Raw genomic sequence first — 23,814 nt, forward strand, 5'->3', positions numbered from 1 at the left:
ACCCTCCGACGCCGGCCGCCGCGGGGCGCGGCCGTCAGAGCGGGGTGGGATCGAACAGCACGTGAGAGCGGCCCGTCACCGCGTCCTCGGCGACCCGGGCCCGCACCCCGTAGACGTCGCCGATGAGCTCGGGCGTGAGCACGTCTCGCGGGCTGCCCCCGGCGACCGCGCGTCCGTCCTGCAGGACAAGCACACTGTCGCAGAAGGTGGCCGCGAGATTCAGGTCGTGCAGGGCCACGATCGCGGTGACCGGCAGGTCGGCGACGAGGGCCAACAGCTCCAGCTGATGCCGGATGTCGAGGTGGTTGGTGGGCTCGTCGAGCAACAGCTCGGTCGGCTCCTGCGCGAGAGCCCGCGCGATGTGGGCGCGCTGGCGCTCCCCGCCCGACAACGTGCGCCAGAGTCGGTCCGCCTTGTCGGTCAGACCCACGTGCGCCAGTGCGCGGTCGATCACCCGCGCATCGTCTGCGGTGTCCCCGCCGAAGAGCGACCGGTAAGGCGTGCGGCCCAGCCGCACGACGTCCCGTACCAGGATGTCCACCTCGGTCTCCGCGTGCTGCGTGACGGTCGCCACGGTTCGGGCGACGTGGCGGCGACGCACCGAGGTGAGGTCGGCCCCGTCGAGCGTGATCCTGCCGGTATCGGGTGCCGACACGCCCTGGAGGAGGCGCAACAGGGAGGATTTGCCGGAGCCGTTCGGGCCGAGCAGACCCACCGTCGAGCCGGGCAGCGGGCAGAGGGTCACGTCGTCGATCACGAGGGTGCCGCCTCGCCGCCAGCTCACGCGGTGCGCTTCGAGTGTCACGCCCTGCCCCTGCCCTTGTTCCGCAGCAGCAACAGCACGAACACGGGAACGCCCACGAGGGCGGTGCCCACGCCGACCGGCAGCGGGGTGGGGGCGAAGACGACGCGGGACGCGGCATCCACCCACACCATGAAGACAGCGCCGAGCACAATCGTGGCCGGGATGACCCTCGAGTGGCGCTGGCCGAAGAGCAGGCGGGCCGCGTGCGGCAGAACCAGGCCGACGAAGCCGATGGCGCCCGCGATGCTCACCAGGGTGGCGGTCAACAGTGCCGTGACGATCAACAGGATCAGCCGGGTGCGCCCGACGTGGATGCCGAGAGACGCGGCGACATCCTCACCGAACGCGAAGGCGTCGAGCGATCGCGCCCAGACCAGGCAGATCAGGGCGCCCACCGTGACCACGCCGGAGCTGAGGGCCACGTCGTCCCAGCGCATGCCTTCGAGCGAGCCGAGGAGCCAGAACATCACCCCACGGGTCTCGTCGGAGTCCGCGAAGGCGAACACGACCAGGGAGGTGAGCGCCGAGAACAGCTGGGTGCTCGCGACGCCGGCCAGGATGACCCCCGCCGGGCCGGCGGACGAGAACCGGGCGAGGAGCAGCACAAAGCCGAACGCGGCCAGGGCGCCGATGAACGCGCCGCCGGAGAGCCCGATGGCTCCGCCGCCGATGCCGAGAACCCCGACGAGCACCGCCCCCGTCGATGCCCCGGAGGACACCCCGAGCACGAACGGGTCGGCAAGCGGATTGCGCAGCAGCGACTGCAGGATGACCCCGCTCAGGCCGAGCCCGGCCCCGCACGCCGCTGCGACCAGGGCCCGCGGCAGCCGTTCCTGCCAGACGATCGCATCCTCCGAGACGCGCACCGGGATGTCGGTCAACGCTAGATGGTTCAACAGGATGTCGCGCACGTTGACGAGGGACACATCCGCGGGGCCGAGCGTGACGGCGACGCCCACCGAGAGCACGATCGCGACCAGGCCGAGCAGGCCGAGGGCCAGGGCGAGCACCGCGCGCGGCAGGGGCCGCCCGCGGGTCACCGAGGCGGCTTCAACGGTGCTCAGAGCGCGTCCTTGTGCTCGTCCCACCAGGCACGGATCTTCTCGAGGCCGTCGACGAAGCGGATGGACGGGTTCATCTCGGCGCCGTGCAGGGCGATGTAGCGCTGCTCCTGCACGACCTCGAGGTTCTTGGTGAGGGGGTCGCTCTCGAGGAATTGGATCTTCTCGTCGAGACGGTCGCCGGGGAAGCGGTCGCGCTGCAGATCGCCCAGGACGAGGATGTCCGGGTCGGCGTCGACGACGCTCTCCCAGCCAACGGCAGGCCAATCGTCGGCGGTGTCGGCAAAGACATTCGTCATGTTCGTGGTGCTGGCCAGGAGCGCCGCTGAGCCGAGGCCGCCGGCGATGTAGGGCGTCTTCGTGTCGGCGAACCAGAACATGACCGAGTGTCCGTCGAGGTCCAGGCCGTCGGAGGCCGCCGCGGCCCGCCCTTCGAGTTCGCTGACCAGCGCCTCGCCCCGGTCCGTCACGTCGAAGATCTCGGCCAGCTCGCGGATCTCCTGGTACAACGCGTCGACCTTGAGCGCCGTCGTGCGGGTTCCGCCGCCGTTGACGCTCACACCGTTGTCGCAGTCGGTGGGCGAGAGGTAGGAGCCGATGGCCGTCTCGGCGAGCCGTTCGCGGCTGGCGACCCCGGCGTCGGCGTAGTGGCGACCGAACGAGGCCGTGACGAAGTCGGGGTCGGTGCCCAACAGCACCTCGTAGGTGGGCGCGTTGTCGGCCAGCCGCGGTACCGCCGAGTTCGCGGTGGCCAGCGAGTCGAGCACCGGGTCGGTCCACGACGCGGTGCCGACCATGCGCTCTTCCAGGCCGAGCGACAGCAGGATCTCCGTCGAGTTCTGGTCCAACGACACCACGCGCTCCGGGGCGGCCTCGAACGTCTGCTCGGAGCCGCAGTTCGAGACGACGAGGGGATACCCCGTCTTCCCGTCGCTGGCGACGGCCAGGGCCGCCGGCGAGTCGATCTCCTCGGAGGCGCCGCAGCCCGACAGGGTGGCGAGCGCGACGGCGGTGAGCAGGCCCACGAGGGCGTGCGTCCTTTTCGTAGTGATGGGAACTCCTGACGGTGCTGAGCGTAAAGTGACGGCTCCTCGCGATGCGGGCCTTGGTAAGTATAGCCTTACCTAAATTCCTGTCCGCTCGGTGAGGTGTTCCCTGACCTGCCTCCCGGTGACAGGATGTTCCTGTCCGGCTCCGCCGATCCGGCTCCCGGAGGCTGCACATGGTGACGTTTGGCATCGAGGAAGAGTACTTTCTCGTCGACCCGCGCTCCCTGCGGCCGGTCAGTATGGCCGATACCATCCTGGGCGATCTGCCGCCCCGGGCTCGCGCGCCCGGACTCGTCACCCGCGAGTTCCTGGCCTCACAGGTGGAACGAGCCTCGGCGGTCTTCACCGAGCTGACCGAGGCCGAGGCCGACCTGGCCGCCTTTCGAGGCGAGCTGGCTGCGGTGGCGAGGGAGCGCGGCGTCCTGGCTGTCGGAACCGGCACGCCCTTCGACGCCCCGGCGGCGCCGACCCTCACCGACGCGGCCCGGTACCACCGGATCGGGTCCGGAGTGCGCGGGGTCGTGCGGGACCATCAGATCTGCGCCACGCACGTGCACGTGGGCGTGCCCACCCGGGAGGCCGGGGTGCACGCCCTCAATCATCTGCGGGTCTGGCTGCCCACGTTGATGGCGCTGACCGGCAATTCGCCGTTCTGGCGCTGCCGGGACATCGGCTTCGATTCCTGGCGGGCGGTGATCATGCGCCGCTGGGCGACCACCGGCTGTCCGCCGGCGTTCACCGACGCCGACGACTACGACCGGCGCATCCGGCGTCTGGTCGGTGTGGGAGCCACTGTCGACACCGGCACGGTGGCTTGGTACGCGCGGCTGTCCGAGAGCTATCCCACGCTCGAGGTGCGGGTGGCCGACGCCCAACTCGACCTGGCGCCCACGATGCTGCTGGCGGCGGTGGCCCGCGCCCTGGTCGTGACCGGTATGGCCGCGGGCGAGCGTGGGGCACCGCCGCCCGCGGTGGAGCCCGAACTGCTCGACGCCGCGCTGTGGCACGCCTCCCGCGACGGCATCCGCGGCCAGCTCCTCGATCCCACCACCAGGGAGCTGGCCCCGGCCAGTGCGGTCACCGACAGTCTGCTGCGCTCCGTCGGCGACGCGTTGGAGAGCACCGGGGACCGGCCCCGGGTGGCCGAGCTGGTGGAGCAGGTGCGGCGCACGGGAACGGGCGCCCAGCAGCAACGGCGGGCGTTCCGCACGGGCGGGCTCGCCGGATGGCGGGAACTCGTCGAGTCGTCGTTCAGCTGATCGGCGCGCCGACTCCCGCGCCCGGCTCCAGGTTCAGTCGCCGGGGCGAATCACTTCGCCCACGAATCCGGTCGACCGGGCGCGCAGCATCGAGATCCGGTCATCTCGGGCGGCGGCAACGTCGTAACCGATGTAGGCCATCGACGGCAGCTTCCGCACGTTGGCGGAGCACTGGAACGCCTCACAGACCAGGATGCCGACGGTGTCGCCGTTGCGGCCGGCCGCCCCGGCCCGCTGGGCACTGTAGAGCACCACCTCGTTGGGCAGTTTCACATCGCGGCACCACGAGCACTGGGCGCGACGGCGTGGGGAGGCATCCGCCTGTCGGAGGACGATGCCGACAGGCTCGCCGTCGACGGGGACGACGACGTAGGAGCGGCGCTTCATCTTGGGGTCGACCCAGCCGACATAGTCCAGCTGCGCCCAGTCGAGCTGGTCGAAGCCGGGCGGCAGGGTGATGTCGGACACGACCTTGCGGGAGGCGTTCACGAAGGTGGCCTTGATGGTGGCGGTACTGAGGGGGAGCATACGAAGTCTCAATCGGTTGAGTGGTCGGGGTGCTGCGTGTCGGTCGTGGGCCAGTTCCGAAGCGACGTGTCGATGGCGTCGAGCACCCGTGTCCAGCTCGAAGCCGCGGTGGGATCCGAGTGGTCGAAGCCGCCGCCGGACTCGAGCGCGACGAAGCCGTTGATGGCGCTGCCGAGTAGCCGCACACCGTGCACCTCGTCGTCAGGGCTGAGGCCGTAGCCGCTCACAATGGCTCGGGCTGAGCGGGCGATGAGCCCGCCCGCGCTCTGGGCGGCAGCCTCCGGCGATACGCGGCGCTGCGCCGCCTGCCACCGGCCGGGGTAGGCGATGGCGTAGTCGCGGTGGGCGTTCGCGAACGCGAACAGGGCGCTCCGGCCGGCCTTGCCGGGCAGGGCCTCAGCCAGACCGTCCGCGAGCTCCTGCAGGGCGAACGCGGCGGTGAGGTCGAGCAGGTCGTCGAGCCCCGAGATGTGCGAATAGATACTCGCCGGGCGCACGTCGAAGCGGCGGGCGAGGGCGGAGAGCGTCACGGCGGACAGTCCGGTCTCGTCGGCCAGTTCGGCGGCGGCCTGGACCAGCCGGGCTTCGGTCAATCCGGGACGCTTCATCAAATTTCCTAAGTCTCGCAGTTTATAAACTACAGACTATAGGCAATGCTCAGTCCTCGGGAAGCAGCGTGAACTCGACCCGGCCCCAGGCCGCCCCGTTCACCTGCACCTCGAGGGCGTGCACCCCCGGGTGGTAGCGCCGGGTGGTGATGGCCCGGAACGAGTGCGACCGGGCCAGCTGCACGGTCTCGCCGGCGGCCAGGGTCACGATCGGCGCGGTGACCAGGGCTGCGGCGGCTCCCGTGTCGCTAAAGGCGTAGTTCTTCGCGACTCGCCTTGGCTTCGGACCGAACGAGCGGCGTTTCCCGAGATTCTCCGCCTTTACATGCGGGCGCAGCTGCGGATGACGCGGCGCGCTCGGGAGCGATGACCAGCGCTACCGCGCCCGCTCCGAGCACGAGTCCGACAAGGGTGGCGGGAGTGAACGGGTCGGCGAAGAGGATGCTGCCGGCGACGGCCGTGGTCGGCGCCACCAGGTACAGCAGGGCGTTGAGGGCAGTGATGCCGAGGCGGCGCAGCAGGTACCAGTAGAGCGCGTAGGCGATGAGGGTGGGGAACACAGCGATCAGCACCGTCGAGAGCCAGAAGCTCAGGGTGGCCGGCGGGGCGAGCGCCCCGGTAAGAGCGGCCAGCAGCGTCACGGCCACCAGCGTGATGGCGGCGTGGGTGGCCAGGGTGGCGAAGACGCCGAGCCGGGCCGGGGTGCGCCGCTCCAGGAAGGTCGCGGCGACGAGACTGGCCAGCGCCACCAACGGCAGCAGGTAGGCGGGGGTGGGCGAGATCGACGTCGAAGCATCCGCCGCCACGATCAGGACCACTCCCACCGCACCGAGCGCCAGGCCCAGCCACTGCGGCGCCCGCACACGCAGCCCGAGCAGCGGTCCCACCAGGGTTGCCACGACCAGGGGCTGGATCGCGTCGATGAGGGCCGTCGTCCCGGCCGAGACCCCCGCGCCGACGGCCAGATAGACGGGCAGGATGTAGCCGAATTGGGCGAAGAGCCCGATGGTGAGGTGCGGGCGGATGTCGCGCCAGGCCGGGAACGCGCGTCGGTGAGCTCGAAGCCGACGATCTCGGAAGCGCAGCGCCATCATGCCGACCAGCAGGAGTGCCGCGACGACGAGGTACCGCCAAACCAGCACGGTCAGGGCCGGCGCCGCCTCCGTGCCGATCTTCGCGATGATGAACCCGGAACTCCAGGTCAGCACGAAGGCGGCCGAGGCAGCGACCAGAAGAAGTCGCTGAGGTATACCGATCTGTGTACTCATTCGATCGAGTATACAGAACGGTATAGTGGGGCCATGACCACCGAGAACTCGCCCGAGGCGATCCCGCACTACACCCCGGGGGCCGAGCGGCTGCTGGCCGCGGCGTCCGACCTCTTCTATCGGGAGGGTATCCACGCCGTCGGCGTCGACGCCATTGCCGCGGCGGCCGGGGTCACCAAGAAGACGCTCTACGACAGGTTCGGGTCGAAGGAGGCGCTGGCCGTGGCGTATCTCCGCGGGCGGGACGCTCGGTGGCGGGAGTTCCTGGAGCAGGGACTCGCGTTGCAGGCGCCCGGCAGCGTGGACCGTGTCCTCGCGGTGTTCGACATTTCGGCGCGCTGGGCCGTCGCCAACAGCAGCAAGGGCTGCAGCGCCATCAACGCGCGCGCCGAGACAGACGATGCGGCGCATCCGGTGGCCGTCGAGGCGATTCGCCAGAAGAAGTGGATGCGCGAAGTGTTCGAGCGGCTCTGCCGGGACGCGGGCATCGCCGGTGCGGACCGGGTGGCCGACATTCTGATGCTGCTCTACGAGGGCGCCCTGGTGACCGTGGGGATGGGCACCTTCGCCGACCCGTTCACGGCCGGACGTACGGCCGCGAACACGATCCTGCGAGGCGACGCCCCCTAGGTGTACTGCCCAGGCAGGTTAGTTAACCGCGTGATCGGTGGCTTGCCTCCGATGGCGGTGTGGTGCCTGTGGTGATTGTATTCGTGGAGCCATGCTGGCAGTGCTGCTCGGCGGGCTGATTCGCTGTTGTAGTGGCGGGAGAACGCCCAGCCGTCGGCGAGGGTGCGGTGGAAGCGTTCGATCTTCCCGTTGGTCTGTGGCCGGTAGGGGCGGGTCTTCTTGACCTTGATGCCAAGCTCGGCGCAGGTGTCGCGCCAGGCGTGGGATCGGTATGCGGAGCCGTTGTCGGAAAGGACACGTTCGACGGTGACACCGCGCGCTTCGAACCAGGACACGGCTCGTTTCAAGACGCCGACGGCGGTCTCGGCTTTCTCGTCGCCGTGGATCTCGGCATAAGCGACCCGGGAGTGGTCGTCGATCACGGTGTGGACGAACGCTGTTCCCAGAAGCTCGTGGTGATGTCTGTTCCGGGTGGTGCCTGGGGTCGATTGCCGGTTCTTGGCTCCTTGTTGCCGTCCGACATAGCGGTGGCCGCCGCCGTCCGGGATGTTGCCGATCTTCTTCACGTCAACATGGATCATCGCGCCGGGTCTCTCGTGCTCGTAGCGGCGGACCGGCTCGCCGGTACGGACGTCGACATGCCGCAGCCTGTTGAGGCGGCAGCGGGTCAACACCGCGTGAACGGTCGAGGCCGGCATCTCGAGACGGGCGCCGATCCCAACGGGCCCGAGGCGCTTCTTCCAGCGCAGATGCACGACCTTCCGCACCAGCTCCGGGCGAGTCTTTGTGGGGCTGCGGTGCGGGCGCGATGAACGATCCTGCATGCCGTCGCGGCCCATCGCCGCGTACCGGTCGGCCCACCGCTTCGCGGTCGGCCATGACACGTGGAAGAACACCGCTGCATGGGCGACAGGCCAGCCGTCATCGACGACCAGCCTTCCGATCCGCAGACGTTGAACCGGGGTGAGAGCAGCATTAGCGTGAGACACGAGGACCTCCGGACGGGTTGGGGAACTAGACAGCTCCACCCTCCACCGGAGGTCTTCGTCATTTCAAGACGTCACACATCAACCAACGTCCCTGGGCAGTACACCTAGGGACGGTGCGTGGCCGCCTGGGCATGCGCAGCGTCCTGTCGGGCACTGGCTTCGCGCTCGGCCCGGTCGGCGATTGCGGCGTCGTCCACGCTGAGCATCACGCCGCTGTCTCGCAGGGTGAACAGGTGCAGCAGAATCCGCCAGCGGCCGACCTCCCACTGGCGAGGCGGGATCTCCTCATCGTCCCAGGGCTCTGTCGGAGTTCCCAGATTCTGACCGAGCAGGGCAAGGATGCGGTCATAGCCGAGCCTGGTTCCCGGATCGTTCGGGCTCGGCGTGTTGTACAGCTGCAGGTCGATGCCCAGGAAGTCACCCGCGTAGGACATCCAGCTGGCGTAGACCTCGCCGCCGAACGACACCTCGAGGCGCCGGATATCGACCGGGCTCGGCCACGTCTGGCCGGCGGCCGCGCCGGCGTCGTCGTCGTCGTCGTTGTCGTCGTTGCCAGTGTCAGTGTCGGTGTCGACCGGCCGCACCCCCAGCGTCGCAAAAAGGTCACCCACCGCAGCATCCGTCGCCGGCCAAGCGCCCCGGGTGACCGCGAGGACCAGCTCCACGGCCTGGGCCGGGTCGGGTGCCGGCGAATTCGCGGGCGACGCATCCGTCATGCGCACAGACTATGCCCACCGGGTCGACTCGAGGGCCTAGCGCCCTCTGCCACCATGCGTAGCGTGGACGACCTGAGCACTCCGACGAGAGGACTGTACCGATGAACGGCGTACCGATAAACGGCCTACCGATAAACGGCCTACCGATGAACGCACCGACCGGCATCCTGCGCGGCATGAGCAACGTGAGCTATTGGGCCGAGGACCACGCCGCCGCGACGGCCTGGTACACCGAGCTGTTGGGCATGGAGCCCTACTTTCAGATGCCAGGCTACGCGGAGTGGCGGGTGGGCGACTACGGCCACGAACTGGGCCTGATCGACGCCAGGTACGCCCCGCAGCCTGCAGCGGATGTGCCCGGTGGGGCGGTGCTCAACTGGCACGTCGACGACATCAGGGCGGCCCTGGACCGGCTGCTCGAGCTGGGCGCGACGATGCTCGAGGACATCCGGGAGCGCGGCGAGGGCTTCACGACGGCGGCCGTGGTGGACCCGTTCGGCAACGTGCTCGGCGTGATGACGAACCCGCACTACCTGCAGGTGCTCGCCGACGCCACCCCGGACGGAGAGGCGGCCCGCGCCGGGCATCCGGCGCCCTAAGGTGCGCGCCATATTAGGAGATAGTGAGTTTTCTAGGACGCAGTTGCCGGCGGATTCAACCGGTCAGCGCAACACCGGTCGGTTGTGGCTTCGAGAGTAGCTCGTTGAGGGCTTCTTTCGGGGTTTTCCAGTCGAGGGTTTTGCGGGGGCGGTCGTTGAGCTGGTTGGCGACGTAGTCGAGGTAGTCGTGGTGGTAGCCGGAGAGGTCTGTGCCTTTCGGGAAGTACTGGCGCAGCAGACCGTTGGTGTTCTCGTTGCTGCCGCGCTGCCAGGGTGAGTGCGGGTTGCAGAAGTAGATGTCCATGTCGAGGGCGATTCGGATCTGCGCGTGATTGGCCATTTCTTTGCCCTGGTCCCACGTGACGGATTTGCGGAGGAATTCCGGCAACCTGCCCATGGTCTCGATCATCGCCTGCTGGACCTCGTCGGCGCCGTGTTTGTCGGGCAGGTGCAGCAGCATCACGAACCGGGTTGTGCGTTCGACCAGGGTGCCGATCGCGGAGCCGCTGTCTTTGCCGACGATCAGGTCACCCTCCCAGTGTCCGGGAACTGCCCGGTCTTCGACCTCGGCGGGCCGGTCGCTGATCAGCACCATGTCGCGGATCCGGCCCTGGCGTTGGGTGGCCCGGCGTTGCGGTTTACGGAGCGCTCTCCCAGTGCGCAACGCCACTGTCAGGTCGCGGCGCAACGCCCCGCGGCCCTGAACATACAGGGATTGGTAAATCGTTTCGTGTGACACCCGCATCTCCGGATCGTCGGGGAAGTCCAACCGCAATCGTCGCATGATCTGCTCCGGGCTGGCCTTCTCCGATAGCCGATTCTGAACCTCGTCCCGGAGCCTGTCATTCAGGGCCAGTTTCGCTGGTTTCGGGCGGGACATCCTCAGATCTGCGCGACGCTGCGCTAACGACGGCGAGTACTTCACCGGCGTCGAACGGGGCCGCCCCATCCTCGACCGCGGTCGGTATTGATGAGGCAGATTTCGCTCCAACTCCCGCAGCACCGTCGACGGATTGCGTCCGATCGACCGGCTGATCGCTCTGATCGACAGGCCGGCGCTGATCCCGGCCAGAATCAGCTCGCGTTCACGAATCGACAAAAACCGTTCGGATGGCGGATTCAACGACAACGGTGTCATGCCACCAGCATTGCGGAACCACACGTCACCCTCCTGCGATGACATGCCCGCAACCGCGGCAGCGTCCTGCGTCGTAGCTCCGTCCCGAATCGCTGTCCAGAACACCCGACGCACAGCACGGGAAACAGGAATACGCATCATCACTCCAAGAAGTCAGAGTGTTGCGCTGACCCCTTGAGCCCAAGGCCAAAAGCATCCTTGAAATCTCACTATTTCCTTATTGACGTGCGAACCCGGTCAGTCGAGCGTGTGTTCCGACGGGTCGGCGGGAGTTTTCGTCAGTTCGCGGACAGCTCGGCGTAGAGGTCCACGGAGTTGCCATCGGGATCCAACAGGGTCGCGTAGCGCTGGCCCCAGTGCGCGTTCCACGGTTCGACATGGGCAACGTAACCGGCGGTGACCAGCTCGGCGAAGGCCGCATCCACCTCGGCCGGCGTGCCTTTGTCGAACGCGAGCGCGATGCGGTGGCCGCCCGTGGGTGCGATGTAGTCGGGGTCGAATCCGCGAATAGTCGCGATAGTGTCCCATGCCAGGCTCGTGCCGTCATCGAGTTTCGCGTCGACGTGCGGCGCATCGTCGAGTCCTTCCTCGATCCGCACGCCCAGCGCTCGATAGAAGGCCAGCGAAGCGGCCATGTCACCCGTCACGATCCCGATGAAACCCAGTTTTAGTGTCATGCCATCACCGTAGGAGACTTTGGCCGGCTGGGCAGCTGCTATTGGGATGAGCCGCGGGTGGCCGATACTGTGAACGGACGGTCCATCCAGGCGTGTCGATTGGAGATCCTTGTCATGAGCACCGAACAGGGCCCGATGCAGTTCTCCTTCACCGCTCCGATCGGAGTACTGGTGAAGGGCGAGATGTGGTCGTGTGTCGAAGTCCCGGGTTCGGTGGAGCTGTTCGGCACCGGGAAGGCCGTCCGGGTAGTGGCGCAGGTGGATGACCAGCCGGTGACGGCTGGCCTGATGCCCACCGGATCGGGTGGTCACATGCTCTCGATCAGCGCCAAGCTGCGGAAGAAGCTCGGCAAAGAGGTAGGCGACGACGTCGTCGTCCGGCTTTCAGAGCGGTTGACCTGAGGAGGATGCCAGTGGCCGTCAGCGAAAAGCTCGTGAAGGCTCAGAGCGAGCTCACCGACATCAACGTGCAAATCGACAACCATCCGCTCAACAGCAGCGCGCTGAAGGATGCGCGTGAGGTCGTTGCCGAGCACCGGGAGGCGGGCAAGGATGCCGTCGAGGTCGCGCTCGCCGAACGCGGGCTGCCCAGTGCCGCAGCGCAAGGCAAGGCCCTCGTGCTCGGCGTCACGTCAATGTGGAACCTGAACCGCAAGCGCGTTGGTCTCGAAAACCGAATCCGCAGACTCGACCGCTTGTGACTTTGCGGCACTAGCGATGAAAATCAGACGAGGCGCGATCGACCTCCACATCACCGACACCGAAGGCTCTGGGCCTCCGGTCGTAATCCTTCACGGCCTGGCGGGCAGCAGCACCGAGATGGCTGCGACAGCTGCGGCTCTCGGCGATCACCGAGTGGTCACGGTTGACGCTAGAGGTCACGGACGCAGCACCCGCTTTCCGGACGACGTGTCGCGGGCGGCCCATGTGGCCGACGTGGTGTTCGTGATCGAGTCGGTGCTCGGGAGCCCTGTTTCCCTTGCCGGCCAATCCCTGGGCGGCCACACCGCTCTGCTGGTCGCAAGTGCCCGGCCCGATCTGGTGGAACGTCTCGTTCTCCTCGAGGCCGGTGTCGGCGGGGACGGCAACGAACAAAGCAGAGATGCCATGCGTCGCTTCTTCACGTCCTGGCCGGTGCCGTTCGGCAACAAATCGCACGCGCGCGCCTTTCTCGGTGACTCTCCGCTCTCGCGCGCCTGGATCGCCGACCTCGAGGTGCGGCCCGATGGGCTGTGGCCGCGCTTCGATCCCGACGTGATGGTCGAGACCATCGCTCACGTGGATGCTCACCCGCGCTGGCCGGAGTGGTGCGACCTCAACATCCCCACCCTCGCCGTTTTCGGCACCGAGGGAATGTTCTCTGCGGCAGCGAAGGATGAGTTCGTATCGCGTGGTTCGAAAGTCACGCGCGTCGACCTCGACGGCGGAAGCCATGATGCGCACCTCGATGCCTTCCCCCAGTGGATAGCTGAGTTCAGGGCCTTTCTCCCGCCGCCTCGCACCTAACGGGAACATCCCCGCGGGCCCCGGCCAGCCGCTGATTTCGACGGTTACCGTGGCGACACCGGCTCCCAGCTCCACCTCAGTCGATGAAGCCGAATCCGATTTTCCCGAACCCGAAAGCGTGACGGGTCTCATCAACCGACACAGCCGCATCGGGGATCGGTCGTCCCAGAGAGTCGGCCAGCAGAACGCGGGCATCAGCGATGCAGTGGGTGAGCTCGGGAATGAGCGGGAACCGCCAGGGTGCGATGCGAGCGTCTCTGGCGCATCAGGTTCGCATTGCGGGCGAACCTCACTGAAAGTCAATCGTGCCAGGGCTAAATCAGTGCCTGCTTCTCGAGCGGGACGGTGGCCGTCGCGACTCGACCGCGAATGCAGTGAGTGTGACGGGCGCGACCTCGCCATCACTGGGCGTTCCATCTGTTGCAGCAAGAACCGCACCTCCGAAAGTGAACTCCCCATGAGGAGCCCAACTTTCGGGGTGCGGTTCAAGGTACTGTCAGGCCGGCGGATGGCCCAGTGGAGCGGCTAGCCCAGCTGCTGGCGCCGGCGGCGGAACAGGATGAGCGCCGTGCCGAGGAGCACCACTCCCAGACCGGTGCCCGCGACGCCGACCACGTTGACTCCAGTGGCGGCGAGCTTGCTGGTGGCCGCCGGAGTGGCAACCGGGGGCACGACAACTACCGTGGCGGGCGCGTAGGTGATGGTCACGATCGCGGTGGTGGTGTTTCCGGCGGTGTCGCTGACCTCGTAGGTGACCGGCGTGGGGTTTCCCGTGAAGCCGGCCTGTGGGGTGAACGTGATGGCGCCGGTGGCAGGGTTGACCGTCCAGGTGCCCTCGCCCGTGACGACGAGCTTGGTGACCGGGTCACCCCTACCGTCGATGATGCGCACGGTGGCCGGGTCGAGGTCGCCGGAGTCGTTGCCGATCACGTCGACAGTGACCGGGGCACCCTGCGGGTTACCGACCGACTTGTCGTTCGCTGACTCCGGAACGAACGTGATCGTGACGTTGGCGGTGGTGGTGTTTCCGGCGGTGTCGCTGACCTCGTAGGTGATCGGCGTTGGGTTGCCTGCGAAGCCGGCCTGTGGGGTGAAGGTGATCGCGCCGGTGGCGGGGGCGACCGTCCAGATGCCCTCGCCCGTGACGACGAGCTTGCTGACCGGGTCACCCTTACCGTCGATGATGCGCACAGTGGTCGGATCGAGGTCGCCGCGGTCGTTGCCGATCACGTTGACGGTGACCGGGTCACCCTGCGGGTTGTTGAGCGACGTGTCATTGATCGCGCCGGGGACGTAGGTGACAACGACGTCGGCGGCCGTGACCGTGCCGAGGGTGTCGGCGATGGCGTAGCTGATTGAGGTCGGGTTGCCGGAGAATCCGGCCTCCGGAGCGAAGGTGATCGCGCCGGTGGCAGGGTCGACAGTCCAGGTGCCCTCACCGGGCACGACGAGCTTGGTGACCGGGTCACCCTTGCCGTCGATGATGCGAACGGTCGTCGGGTCGAGGTCGCCGCGGTCGTTGCCGACCACGTCGACGAGGACCGACCTGCCCTGCGCATTGTTCAGCGACTCATCGTCCGCGGCCTCCGGGACGAACGTGATCGTGACGTCAGCAATGGCGGTCTTGCCGCGCGTATCGGAGATCACGTAGGTGATCGGCGTGGGGTTGCCGGAGAAGCCGTTCTCCGGGGCGAAGGTGACCGCGCCGGTGGCAGGGTCGACCGTCCAGGTGCCCTCACCGGGCACGACGAGCTTGGTGACGGGGTCGCCCTTACCGTCGATGATCTGAACTGTCGTCGGGTCGAGGTCGCCGGAGTCGTTGTCGATCACCTCGACCGTGACGGGCTTGCCCAGCTCATTGCCTGTCGACACATCGTCGTTCGCCACGGGGGCGGGCTTGGGGGTCGAGGTGAAGGTGCAGGCGACGTCCTTCACACCGGCGGGGACGGTGAACTGCCCGGAGGTTCCGGTGCCCCCGGTGACCTGAGTACCGGTTGCCGGATCGACGCAGGTCCAGACCGTGTTGTAGGCGTCCGGGTTCGTGGTACCGGCGGGGGTCTGCTCGACCGTGTAGGTCTCTCCGGGCAGGATGAGGATCGGGCCGACGGTCTCCGATGTTTCGGTGCCGGTGGTGGTTCCGGTGTTGCCTGTGGTGATGCCGCCGCCACCGATGGTGACGGTGAACTGGTCGCCTTCTTCGACACGGCCTCCGGGGAGTTCCGTGGTCACGGCTGCGGTGAAGGGAACGGCGTTCGTGCCCAGGTCGGTGATCGCGACGCTGAGCGTGCGGCGCTCCAGGATGGCGCCGGTCACGGGGTTGGCCCGGAGGAAGCCGTCCGCCCCTCTGCCGGCGATGTAGATGAAGCCGTCATCCGCGAAGGCCATCGAGTTGAGGGCCAGACGGGAGTCGATCACGGGACCGACCTTGGTGGCGGCGACGGTGGCGCTGCCGCCGAGCTGATTCGCGTCGACGCGGTACAGCTGTGCGGTCTGGTCGTTGCTCGATACGAAGTAGAGGTTGCCCCGGCTATCGAAGGAGAGGTCACCGTTGCCGCCAGGCGCATCCGCCGCTGTGACGGACAGTACGCTGCTCGAGAGAGCGTTCGTGGTGGGGGAGTAGCTGCGGAACGTGAACGTGCTCCCCGTGGCCTGTCCGCCGTAGTAGAAAAGACCCGTGGCCGGGTCGACGCCGCCCATCGTGCTCGCCACTGTCGTGCCTACGCGGGCGGTAGTCTCCCACGTCTCGGACGATGCCGTGTACTCGAAGACGGTGGTCGGGTTCGTGAGCATGAGGGTGTTGCCGTCACCGGTGATACCGATCTGGTTCAGACCCTCAACACCGCCCGGAACAGTCAGAATCTTCGTGGTAGCTCCGGTCGCGCGGTCCAGCGCGACGATCTCGGAAGAGTTCGACTGGGTGGCCAGCATCTGCGTCTCGGAGAACGGCTCGGCCGCGAAAGCGGCCTGCGGGACGGCGATGATCGTGCCGCCCGTCACCAGAGCGGCCGCGACTGCTGCGCTTCCCAGTTTCGGTAGCAAGCGGTGGGTGGGTCGTTGTAGCGATCGCAAACGACGATCCTCTCAAGTAGTGCTGCCCCGTGGGCGCGACTGGGGCCTCGGTCCGGGCGGAGCCGAGGCCTCCCAAACCCTATTGGCTGAAAGAGGCGTAAATCCCGTGCCGCGAACCCCCAAAATGGGGCGATTCCCGTGCCGCGAGCGCCCGGCGCTGCCGGAGGCAGCGCCGGGTCGCGGTCAAGCGCGACTAGTTGAAGACCATCCCACCGTCGACCACGATTGACTGGCCGGTGATGTAGTTGGAGTCGGGGCCGGCCAGGAAGGAGACGACTCCGGCGACCTCGGCGGTTTCAGACAAGCGGTCGAGGGCGATGCCCTTGGTGAACTGTTCCCAGCCCCACGCTTCAGGCTTGTCGTTGTCGGTCGCCAGCTTCTTCGCCAGGTTCTCCATCAGGGGCGTCTTCACGATGCCGGGGGCGAAGGTATTGACCGTGATGCCGAACGGCGCCAGGTCCCGGGCGGCGGTCTGGGAAAGACCGCGAAGGGCGAACTTCGTCGACGAATACAACGCGAGGCCGGGGTTGCCGATGTGGCCGGCCTGGGAGGCGGCGCTGATGATCTTTCCACCGTGGCCGAGTTCCTTGAACGCCTTGGTGGCAGCCTGGATGCCCCACACCGCGCCGTTGAAGTTGATGGAGAAGATCTTCGCGATGCTCTCCTCGGTGATCTCCTCGATGGGAGAGGTCGGGGCGATGCCGGCGTTGTTGACGATCACGTCGAAGCCACCCAGTTCGGTGACGGCCTGCGCGACCGCAGCGAAGACGCTGTCTCGGTCGGAGACGTTGACGTGCACCGCGATTGCTCCGCCGGCCGTGCCACCGAGCGATTCGGCGACGGCGACGGCGGTCTCGAGGTTCAGGTCGGCGATGGCCACCTTGAAGCCGTCAGCGTGCAGCCGCTCCGCGACCGTCCGCCCGATTCCCTGTCCACCACCGGTGATGAGTGCGACTTTTCCATTCTCCGTGCGTGCCATGATCGTGCTTCCTATCTTCTTTGTTCGAAACCTGTCGGCGGGTCGATGACAAAGTCACAACCGGACAGGCGGGAGGCGCAGCTAGATCAGCGTTTGCTTCACGAGCTGCTCATAGGTCTGGGTGGCGTCGAGCAGGTTGGTCCAGAGCACGGCGCGACCCGCGGCGCGGGACTTCTTCACGTCGATGATGCGCTGGTTGCTGCTGCCGCGGAATTGCAGCTTGAAGTCTTTCTTGGCGAGGTCGAATCGGCCATCCACGAGGATGTCTATCTGATCGAGCAGTTCCAGCTTGTCGGGGCTGTCGAGCAGCAGCTCTTCGTAGGAATACCCGGTCCACGACCAGATGTCCTTGGCTTGGCCGAAGGTCGCCCGCACCCGGCGCACCAGGGAGAGGCACACCCCGGTGTTGATGAAGGGTTCCCCGCCCAGCAGGGTGAGGCCCTGCACGTACGGTTGGGCCAGGTCGGCAAGGATCCGATCCTCGAGCTCGACCGTGTACGGCGTGCCATAGCGGAAGTTCCAGGTGGCCTCGTTGAAGCAGCCTTCGCACGCGAACAGACATCCGCTCACATAGAGGCTGCAGCGCACCCCCTCGCCGTCGACGAACATGAACGGTTTGTAGTCACCGATGAAGCCCTGGCTGAGCTTGTCGGAGAGCCATTCACCGGGTTTCGGGTTCCGCATAACGGCTGCCTACAGGGAGCCGCTGACGCCGGTGGCGCCAGCCATGTGCTTGACCCTGGAAACGATCTCCTGGTGGCGACCGTGCACCATCGGGCGGGCCTGCGGGTTGCCGAGGTAACCGCAGGTGCGCTTGACCACGTCGCAGCTGGCCGGGTCGTCGTTGCCGCAATCCGGGCAGGCGAAACCACGCTCGGTGGGGGTGAAGTCGCCGGAGAAGTCGCACTTGTAGCAGCGGTCGATGGGGGTGTTGGTACCCAGGTAACCGACCCGGTCGTAGGCGTAGTCCCAGACGGCTTCGAGCGCCTTGGGGTTCTGCTGCAGCACCGGGTACTCGCAGTAGTGGATGAAACCGCCGGAGGAGAACACCGGGTAGTCCTTCTCGAAGTCGAGCTTTTCGAACGGGGTCGGGTTCTTGCGCACGTCGTAGTGGAAGCTGTTGGTGTAGTAATCCTTGTCGGTGATGTTCTCCACCGACCCGAACTTGACCTTGTCGAGGCGGGAGAACCGGTCGGTCAGGCTCTCGCTCGGGGTCGAATAGACGCTGAACTGGTAGCCGTACTCTGCGCTCCACGCCTTGGTGTGCGCGTCGAGGGTCTTGAGGATGTCGAGGGTGAACGCCTTCGCCTCGGCGTCGCCCTCCCAGGCGCCGCCGAAGAAGGCCGCAGCCACCTCGTAGAGGCCGATGTAGCCCAGCGACACCGTGGAGCGGCCGTCCTTGAAGAGGGTGTCGACCGAATCGGTGCGCGCCAGCTGCTGGCCGAAGGCGCCGTAGACGTAGAGGATCGGGGCGTTCGCGGGGGTCGCCTGCTTGCACCGTTCGATGCGGTAGACCAGGGCGTCGCGGGTGATCAACAGACGCTCCTCGAGGATGCTCCAGAACTTCGCCCGGTCCCCGGCGGCCTCCAGCGCGATGCGCGGCAGGTTCACCGTCACCACGCCCAGGTTCATCCGGCCCTCGGAGACATCGTTGCCGTCAGCGTCGGTCCACCCCTGCAGGAAGGATCGGCAGCCCATCGGCACCTTGAAGCTGCCCGTGATCTCGACGAGTTTGTCGTAGCTGAGCACGTCCGGGTACATCCGCTTGGTCGAGCACTCCAGCGCGAGCTGCTTGATATCGTAATTCGGGTCGCCCTCAGCGAGGTTGAGGTCGCGCTTGAGCGTGAAGATCAGTTTGGGGAAGATGGCTGTGCGCTTTTCGCTGCCCAGGCCGTCGATGCGGATCTGCAGGATCGCCCGCTGGATCTCCCTCTCGAACCAGTCGGTGCCCAGGCCGAAGCCCAGCGACACGAACGGGGTCTGCCCGTTCGAGGTGAACAGGGTGTTGATCTCGTATTCGAGGCTCTGCATCGCGTCATAGATGTCCTTGCGGGTCTTCTCCTCCGCATAGGCGTGGTGCTTGGTCTGGTCGCCGATCCACCGTTCCGCGTCGGCAAGGTGCTTGGCGAAGTTGGCGCGGGCGTACGGAGCCAGCAGCTCGTCGGTGCGGTTGGCGGAGCATCCGCCGTACTGGCTGGACGCCACGTTGGCGATGATCTGCGAGATCTGCGCGGTGGCAGTCTGAATGGAGCGGGGCGGCTCCACGTCAGCGTTGCCGATGCGGAAACCCCGGCTGAGCATGCCCGTGAAGTCGATCAGGCAGCAGTTGGTCATCGGCGCGTATGGGCTGTAGTCCAGGTCGTGAAAATGGATGTCGCCCTTCTGGTGCGCATTGGACACGTGCGGCGGCAGCATCTTGTGGCCGATGGCCTTGCCCACGGCCCCGGCGGTGAGGTCGCGCTGGGTGTTGAAGACGTCGCTGTCTTTGTTGGCGTTCTCGTTCACCACCGAGGAGTCTTTGCTGAGCAGGTTGATGATCGAGTGGTTGATGTCGGTGGACTTGCTGCGGGCGAAGTCGCGCTGGGTGCGGTAACCGATGTACTTCTCGGCGAGGTCATATTCGTGGCTTTCGAGCAGCGCGTGCTCCACGATGTTCTGCACCTCGTAGATCTTGATGTCGGTGCTGAAGCGGCCGGCGATCTCCCGGTTGACGGCGGCGACGATATCGACGATCGCCCGGTGCACGAGCGGGGTAATTTCGGTGTGAATCTCCACCGCGGCCTTGACCAGCGCCTCGTAGACCTTGGTGTCATCGAAGTCCACCCGGCGGCCGTCGCGTTTGACGACCTGGATGGCGGTCAGCGTCGACGTCGGTGTCGTCTCATCGACAGTGTCGACGCGGGTGGCGGAGGTCTGGGCCGGGGCGCTGATGCTTGGATTCACGCCTTCAGCATAGGGACGCCAGGGCGCCGAAATCACTACATTTGGGTGCCCTTGGTCCCTAGCGCCGCTATATGTAGTGGTCGAGTAGGACGGATGGCCGGAAAGACGCCCCGCGATTCAACCCCGGTTGCGGGTGCACACTTGTGCATCTCAGCCGCCTCGGCGTGTTGCGAAAGTCAGTGCACCCGCACGGCCTCGTTGTGCTCCACGAGGTGCCAGGTGGTGCCCTCGTCGTCGCTCACCCAGCCCTCCCAGGTGTAACCGTCCTCGGTGATCGAGGTGAAGTTCCAGCGCACCGGGCGACCGTCGGTGCCGGTGCCGTCCTGGCGCAGGCCGTTGCGGTACGGGGTGGCGATCAGGTGGCAGTACTCGCCGATCGTCGGGGCGAAGGAGCTCACCCGCCAGGCACCGGCCAGCTGGTCGTAGACCCGCACGGCGGTGGCGACGGTCTCGAAGCCGGACGGATGCGTGGCGCTGGCCTCGACCTCCACGTCCTGCACCGCGCGCCCGTCGAGGATGAACTGCACGATCCAGGTGAACTCGCGTTCAGTCCACTCCCCCGTGGCCTCGTCGAGCCGGCTGCCGTGCGCCGCCCAGGTGCCCACGAGCTGGCCGAATCGGCGCATGCGCCCGGGGTATTCCGGGGTGGGACCGTCGGCGATCAGCGCCTCGGCAAAACGGGACTCTGAGGTGGTCATGCCTCGATTTTACCGGGCGCACGTAACGCGCGCATGAACATGGCGTTCCAGGTCAGCCGCCGAGGCTGCCGGCATCCGTGGTGCCCACGTCGGTGCGGTGAAAGTTCAGGTGCGAGCGGGAGGCCGTGGGGCCGCGCTGGCCCTGATACCGGGAACTGTACGCGGCAGAACCGTAGGGCTTCTCGGACGGCGAGCTGAGCTGGAAAAAGCACAGCTGGCCGATCTTCATACCCGGCCAGAGCTTGATCGGCAGGGTGGCCACGTTGCTGAGCTCCAGGGTGACGTGCCCGGTGAAGCCCGGGTCGATGAATCCGGCGGTGGAGTGGGTGAGCAGGCCGAGCCGGCCCAACGAGCTCTTGCCCTCGAGGCGGGCGGCCACGTCATCGGGCAGGGTGACGGCCTCGAAGGTGGCGCCGAGCACAAATTCGCCCGGGTGCAGGATGAACGGTTCGTCACCCTTGGCCTCGATCAGCCGGGTGAGTTCGGGCTGGTCGACGGCCGGGTCGATGAACGGATACTTGTGGTTGTCGAACAGCCTGAAGAACCGATCGAGCCGCACGTCGATGCTCGACGGCTGGATCATCTCCGGGTCGTAGGGGGCGAGCGCGATTCGTTCCGCGTCGATCTGGGCCTTGATGTCACGATCCGAGAGAAGCACGGTGCCAGCCTATCGGCGTGGCCCCGCCCGGAGCGTGTGGTTTCCCAGCGTGACTTTCGGCGGCGCCGAGCCGATCAGGCAGCGGCCGTCGCGACCAGCTTCGCGATGGTCGCTGCACTGTGATCGTTCAGTTCGCGAAGCGCATAGGAGGTGGGCCACATCCCGCCGTCGTCGTCGAGGTTGGCCTGGGCGCTGAAGCCGAGAGTCGAGTAGCGCTCCTTATCGTCTTGGCCACTGCGGAAGAACACCACGACCTTGCCGGCCTTGGCCCAGCCCGGCTGGCCGTAATAGAGCTTGGGCAGCAGCTCTGGGGCGGCCTCGGTGACGATGCCGTGCAGACGCACGGCCATCTGGCGGTCGGGCTCTTTCATCTCGGCGATCTTTGCCATCATGGTCGCCTCATCCGCGGCCGCCTTGTCCTCGGCACGGCCGCGACGGGCGTCGGCTTTGAGTTCGGCGGCACGGACCTTCATCGCGGCGCGCTCTTCCGCAGAGAAGCCTCCCGCCGACTCGGCGCCGACCTGGTTGCCGCTGATTTTCGGTTCGGTGCTCATCGCGTTGGGCCCTTTCGTCGGCGGACCGTCCCATGTTCGCACCTCGGCGGCCGAGGCTCAAGGAAGTCGGTGCCAGCCTGGCGGTCGAGGCTTGGTAGGATGGCGGTTCCAGTTCAGCTTCGGCGGCCTGGACGCGCGGATGTAGTTCAATGGTAGAACTTCAGCTTCCCAAGCTGATAGCGCGGGTTCGATTCCCGTCATCCGCTCCAAACTTCGGTCGGCCCAATAGAATCCGGCATGACCTCTCTTCCTCCTGAGCACATGCCACTGGCGCAATCGGCCGTTCCGGACGCGTCCGGCCGCCGCTTTTGGGGAATCGGTTTCCTCTGGTTTGTTCCGTTGTTCGGCGCCCTGCTTGCTCCGGTTCTGCTTGGCATTCTCGCAGCTCAGAACCGCCGGCACCCGGACGCGCTGGTGCGGGAGAATTCCCGATGGGCAGCGAACTGGGTGCTGACCGTGACGCTTGTCGCAGCGATCGGGGCGGCCATTGTGGGATCCGACGCGATCATCGGGCTCGTTCTGACTGGAGAAAGCGAGAGCGGGCCGTCGCCCACCCTTCTTCTGGCAAATTTGCTGCTGTGGGCGGCTGTGATCGGACACCTCGTTGTGTCCATCGTCGGGGTGGTGCGGGCACGCACCCGAATAGTCAATCCGAAGATCGCGATTCCCTTCATCCCTGCCCTAAAAGTAGACGTGTCGATGGAATTGGGACAGCCCGCTCTGGTGCGAGAAACGCCATGAGTCGCGCGATCGTCGAGCGCGAGATCACCGAGCCGGTTTCGCTGTGCCTGCCCGACGGGCGGCTCAACCCCGCCGCCGTCGGTTGGAGCAGAAGGCCTCTGCACGACACTGCAGGCATCGACGGCCGCAGCAGTTGGGGCCGCAATAAGCGCTGGGAGTATTGGGGCGTCACCACGCCCACCCACATCGTGACTCTGACCGTCTCCTCGCTCGACTACGCAGCGGTGCACAACATCCTGATCTACGACCGCGTATCGGGAACGACGATGGAACGCGGCGCCGTCGCACCGCTGGGATCCAGTGCCACCCTGCCGGCATCCCTCGGCGCCTCATCCGCCCAGGCGCGCACCCGGTCGCTCACGATCGACATCGACGAGGTACCCGGCGGCACCCGCCTGCGCGGTCGCGCCGCGGGGGTGGCCTTCGACATCACCGCCGTGCGTCCGGCCGGCCACGAGGCGCTGGCCGTCGTGGTTCCGTGGTCCAAGAGCCGCTTCCAGTACACCGTCAAAGACGTGGCCCGTCCGGCCGAGGGCTGGGTCGAGGTCCAGGGTGACCGGTTTGAGCTTCCCGCCGGCGACAGTTGGGCGGTGCTCGACCACGGCCGCGGTCGCTGGCCGTACAAGATGACCTGGAATTGGGGCGCGGCGTCGGGAATCGTCGACGGACGCACCATCGGCCTCCAGCTGGGCGGCCGGTGGACGGACGGAACCGGTTCGACCGAGAACGCGGTGCTCATCGACGGAACGCTCCACAAGGTCAGCGATGAACTCGACTGGGTCTACGACGAAGCCCACTGGCTCGCCCCGTGGCGAATTCACGGAGGGAGCCTCGACCTGCGTTTCGACCCGTTCTGGGACCATGCCAGCAAGACCGAGCTTCTGGTCTTCGGCAGCCGCGGTCACCAGTGTTTCGGCCACTATTCAGGCTGGGTCGACACCGATCTGGGACGCATCCGGGTCGACAGTCTGTTGGGCTGGGCGGAAGACATCCGCAACCGTTGGTGACACCTCGACCAGCGCTCGGAGCTTCGTGAGGCACAATGGTCCCCACGAGATTCTGCCAACGGAGGACAGCATGCCCGGCGACACCCAGGACGAACCGATTCAGGCCCAGCACAGCACAACCGAAGACGACAAAGTGGCGGGCATCCTGCTGCAGCAGGAAGCGGACCTGGCCGGTCACGACGAGGCCCAGGTCTTGGTTGCATTACGCCAACGCTTCGCCGACGGCGGCCACCAGGTGACTGACGAGGCCCTTCAGGAGCACGCCCGTCGCATCGCGGGCCTCGAACCGAACGCCTTCTCGAAGGAGTAGGCGCATCGCCCCCTGACCCCCC

The 23,814-nt window shown here is 66.8% G+C and carries 27 protein-coding genes and 1 tRNA gene; 10 read left to right on the plus strand and 18 right to left on the minus strand.

Translation table 11 applies throughout. The features are described from left to right. Positions 1 to 34 precede the first annotated feature (34 nt). The 3 genes from B7495_RS16870 to B7495_RS16880 are packed head-to-tail and all read right to left on the minus strand — an operon-like array spanning position 35 to position 2,891. Positions 35 to 805: an ABC transporter ATP-binding protein gene (locus B7495_RS16870; RefSeq protein WP_088457611.1), complete on the minus strand. Its 771-nt coding sequence runs from the start codon at positions 803 to 805 to the stop codon at positions 35 to 37. After that, on the minus strand, positions 802 to 1,893 hold the full coding sequence (locus B7495_RS16875) for an iron ABC transporter permease (protein WP_088457612.1): 1,092 nt from the start codon (positions 1,891 to 1,893) through the stop codon (positions 802 to 804). Before B7495_RS16875 ends, B7495_RS16870 begins: the two co-directional genes overlap by 4 nt. Then, positions 1,866 to 2,891: an ABC transporter substrate-binding protein gene (locus B7495_RS16880; protein WP_240632296.1), complete on the minus strand. Its 1,026-nt coding sequence runs from the start codon at positions 2,889 to 2,891 to the stop codon at positions 1,866 to 1,868. Before B7495_RS16880 ends, B7495_RS16875 begins: the two co-directional genes overlap by 28 nt. A gap of 197 nt (positions 2,892 to 3,088) precedes the next feature. Between B7495_RS16880 and B7495_RS16885 the strand changes: the two genes are divergently transcribed. Beyond that, a complete protein-coding gene (locus B7495_RS16885; RefSeq protein ID WP_088457614.1) occupies positions 3,089 to 4,174 on the plus strand; it encodes a glutamate--cysteine ligase in 1,086 nt (361 codons plus the stop codon). A gap of 33 nt (positions 4,175 to 4,207) precedes the next feature. Here the strand turns inward: B7495_RS16885 and B7495_RS16890 are convergent, their stop codons facing one another. From B7495_RS16890 to B7495_RS16905, 4 genes are read right to left on the minus strand one after another with little or no spacing between them, the layout of a single operon-like run. Continuing rightward, on the minus strand, positions 4,208 to 4,702 hold the full coding sequence (locus tag B7495_RS16890) for an FBP domain-containing protein (protein WP_088457615.1): 495 nt from the start codon (positions 4,700 to 4,702) through the stop codon (positions 4,208 to 4,210). An 8-nt stretch (positions 4,703 to 4,710) separates the two neighbouring features. Beyond that, on the minus strand, positions 4,711 to 5,310 hold the full coding sequence (locus B7495_RS16895) for a TetR/AcrR family transcriptional regulator (RefSeq protein ID WP_088457616.1): 600 nt from the start codon (positions 5,308 to 5,310) through the stop codon (positions 4,711 to 4,713). Positions 5,311 to 5,359: 49 nt separating this feature from the next. After that, positions 5,360 to 5,518, minus strand: a complete 159-nt coding sequence (locus tag B7495_RS16900) for a hypothetical protein (RefSeq protein ID WP_205748690.1) — start codon at positions 5,516 to 5,518, stop codon at positions 5,360 to 5,362. 40 nt (positions 5,519 to 5,558) lie between these two features. Further along, positions 5,559 to 6,578, minus strand: coding sequence for a DMT family transporter (locus tag B7495_RS16905; protein WP_088457617.1), 1,020 nt, complete (start codon positions 6,576 to 6,578; stop codon positions 5,559 to 5,561). Positions 6,579 to 6,611: 33 nt separating this feature from the next. Here B7495_RS16905 and B7495_RS16910 point away from each other — a divergent pair, with 33 nt between their 5' ends. Further along, positions 6,612 to 7,208, plus strand: coding sequence for a TetR/AcrR family transcriptional regulator (locus B7495_RS16910; RefSeq protein ID WP_088457618.1), 597 nt, complete (start codon positions 6,612 to 6,614; stop codon positions 7,206 to 7,208). On the opposite strand, the gene B7495_RS16915 is transcribed toward B7495_RS16910, so the two are convergent. Both B7495_RS16915 and B7495_RS16920 read right to left on the minus strand, forming a co-directional pair. Further along, positions 7,205 to 8,197, minus strand: coding sequence for an IS481 family transposase (locus B7495_RS16915; RefSeq protein ID WP_088455172.1), 993 nt, complete (start codon positions 8,195 to 8,197; stop codon positions 7,205 to 7,207). The genes B7495_RS16910 and B7495_RS16915 overlap by 4 nt on opposite strands. A gap of 104 nt (positions 8,198 to 8,301) precedes the next feature. Then, positions 8,302 to 8,913 carry a hypothetical protein gene (locus B7495_RS16920; RefSeq protein WP_088457619.1) on the minus strand — a complete coding sequence of 204 codons (612 nt, stop codon included), beginning with the start codon at positions 8,911 to 8,913 and terminating at the stop codon, positions 8,302 to 8,304. Positions 8,914 to 9,059: 146 nt separating this feature from the next. Between B7495_RS16920 and B7495_RS16925 the strand changes: the two genes are divergently transcribed. Further along, positions 9,060 to 9,512: a VOC family protein gene (locus tag B7495_RS16925; RefSeq protein ID WP_240632297.1), complete on the plus strand. Its 453-nt coding sequence runs from the start codon at positions 9,060 to 9,062 to the stop codon at positions 9,510 to 9,512. A 55-nt stretch (positions 9,513 to 9,567) separates the two neighbouring features. Here the strand turns inward: B7495_RS16925 and B7495_RS16930 are convergent, their stop codons facing one another. After that, positions 9,568 to 10,650 (minus strand): IS30 family transposase, encoded by a 1,083-nt coding sequence (locus tag B7495_RS16930; RefSeq protein ID WP_121678472.1) that lies wholly within the window; start codon positions 10,648 to 10,650, stop codon positions 9,568 to 9,570. 278 nt (positions 10,651 to 10,928) lie between these two features. Next, positions 10,929 to 11,327: a VOC family protein gene (locus tag B7495_RS16935; protein ID WP_088457620.1), complete on the minus strand. Its 399-nt coding sequence runs from the start codon at positions 11,325 to 11,327 to the stop codon at positions 10,929 to 10,931. A gap of 114 nt (positions 11,328 to 11,441) precedes the next feature. On the opposite strand from B7495_RS16935, the gene B7495_RS16940 reads away from it, so the two are divergent. The 3 genes from B7495_RS16940 to B7495_RS16950 are packed head-to-tail and all read left to right on the plus strand — an operon-like array spanning position 11,442 to position 12,833. After that, positions 11,442 to 11,729 carry a DUF1905 domain-containing protein gene (locus B7495_RS16940; protein WP_088457621.1) on the plus strand — a complete coding sequence of 96 codons (288 nt, stop codon included), beginning with the start codon at positions 11,442 to 11,444 and terminating at the stop codon, positions 11,727 to 11,729. A gap of 11 nt (positions 11,730 to 11,740) precedes the next feature. Then, complete coding sequence (locus tag B7495_RS16945) at positions 11,741 to 12,028, plus strand: hypothetical protein (protein WP_088457622.1); 288 nt, start codon at positions 11,741 to 11,743, stop codon at positions 12,026 to 12,028. Between the two features lie 16 nt (positions 12,029 to 12,044). Beyond that, on the plus strand, positions 12,045 to 12,833 hold the full coding sequence (locus B7495_RS16950) for an alpha/beta fold hydrolase (protein ID WP_088457623.1): 789 nt from the start codon (positions 12,045 to 12,047) through the stop codon (positions 12,831 to 12,833). 525 nt (positions 12,834 to 13,358) lie between these two features. On the opposite strand, the gene B7495_RS16955 is transcribed toward B7495_RS16950, so the two are convergent. From B7495_RS16955 to B7495_RS16985, 7 genes are all read right to left on the minus strand, one after another. Then, on the minus strand, positions 13,359 to 15,830 hold the full coding sequence (locus B7495_RS16955) for a tandem-95 repeat protein (RefSeq protein WP_088457624.1): 2,472 nt from the start codon (positions 15,828 to 15,830) through the stop codon (positions 13,359 to 13,361). A gap of 265 nt (positions 15,831 to 16,095) precedes the next feature. Then, positions 16,096 to 16,881: a (S)-acetoin forming diacetyl reductase gene (locus tag B7495_RS16960; protein WP_088457625.1), complete on the minus strand. Its 786-nt coding sequence runs from the start codon at positions 16,879 to 16,881 to the stop codon at positions 16,096 to 16,098. 81 nt (positions 16,882 to 16,962) lie between these two features. Then, positions 16,963 to 17,565, minus strand: coding sequence for an anaerobic ribonucleoside-triphosphate reductase activating protein (gene nrdG, locus B7495_RS16965; RefSeq protein ID WP_088457626.1), 603 nt, complete (start codon positions 17,563 to 17,565; stop codon positions 16,963 to 16,965). 9 nt (positions 17,566 to 17,574) lie between these two features. After that, the gene (nrdD, locus tag B7495_RS16970) at positions 17,575 to 19,824 is read right to left on the minus strand and encodes an anaerobic ribonucleoside-triphosphate reductase (protein ID WP_240632298.1); all 2,250 of its coding nucleotides are present in this window, start codon (positions 19,822 to 19,824) and stop codon (positions 17,575 to 17,577) included. Between the two features lie 176 nt (positions 19,825 to 20,000). Further along, positions 20,001 to 20,522: a hypothetical protein gene (locus tag B7495_RS16975; RefSeq protein ID WP_088457627.1), complete on the minus strand. Its 522-nt coding sequence runs from the start codon at positions 20,520 to 20,522 to the stop codon at positions 20,001 to 20,003. A 52-nt stretch (positions 20,523 to 20,574) separates the two neighbouring features. Next, a complete protein-coding gene (gene dcd, locus B7495_RS16980; RefSeq protein WP_088457628.1) occupies positions 20,575 to 21,180 on the minus strand; it encodes a dCTP deaminase in 606 nt (201 codons plus the stop codon). Between the two features lie 74 nt (positions 21,181 to 21,254). After that, entirely contained in the window at positions 21,255 to 21,734 is a 480-nt protein-coding gene (locus B7495_RS16985; protein WP_088457629.1) for a hypothetical protein, read from the minus strand. A 135-nt stretch (positions 21,735 to 21,869) separates the two neighbouring features. On the opposite strand from B7495_RS16985, the gene B7495_RS16990 reads away from it, so the two are divergent. The 4 genes from B7495_RS16990 (at position 21,870) to B7495_RS17005 (ending at position 23,792) form a co-directional block, all read left to right on the plus strand. Continuing rightward, positions 21,870 to 21,943: transfer RNA gene (locus tag B7495_RS16990), tRNA-Gly, on the plus strand. A 28-nt stretch (positions 21,944 to 21,971) separates the two neighbouring features. Further along, complete coding sequence (locus B7495_RS16995) at positions 21,972 to 22,475, plus strand: hypothetical protein (protein WP_151199599.1); 504 nt, start codon at positions 21,972 to 21,974, stop codon at positions 22,473 to 22,475. Beyond that, the gene (locus B7495_RS17000) at positions 22,472 to 23,482 is read left to right on the plus strand and encodes a DUF2804 domain-containing protein (protein WP_088457631.1); all 1,011 of its coding nucleotides are present in this window, start codon (positions 22,472 to 22,474) and stop codon (positions 23,480 to 23,482) included. Before B7495_RS16995 ends, B7495_RS17000 begins: the two co-directional genes overlap by 4 nt. A 70-nt stretch (positions 23,483 to 23,552) precedes the next feature. Continuing rightward, entirely contained in the window at positions 23,553 to 23,792 is a 240-nt protein-coding gene (locus tag B7495_RS17005) for a hypothetical protein (RefSeq protein ID WP_088457632.1), read from the plus strand. Positions 23,793 to 23,814: the final 22 nt, after the last annotated feature.

This window comes from Cryobacterium sp. LW097, assembly GCF_002205495.2.
In the GTDB taxonomy this organism is placed as follows: Bacteria; Actinomycetota; Actinomycetes; order Actinomycetales; family Microbacteriaceae; genus Cryobacterium; species Cryobacterium zongtaii.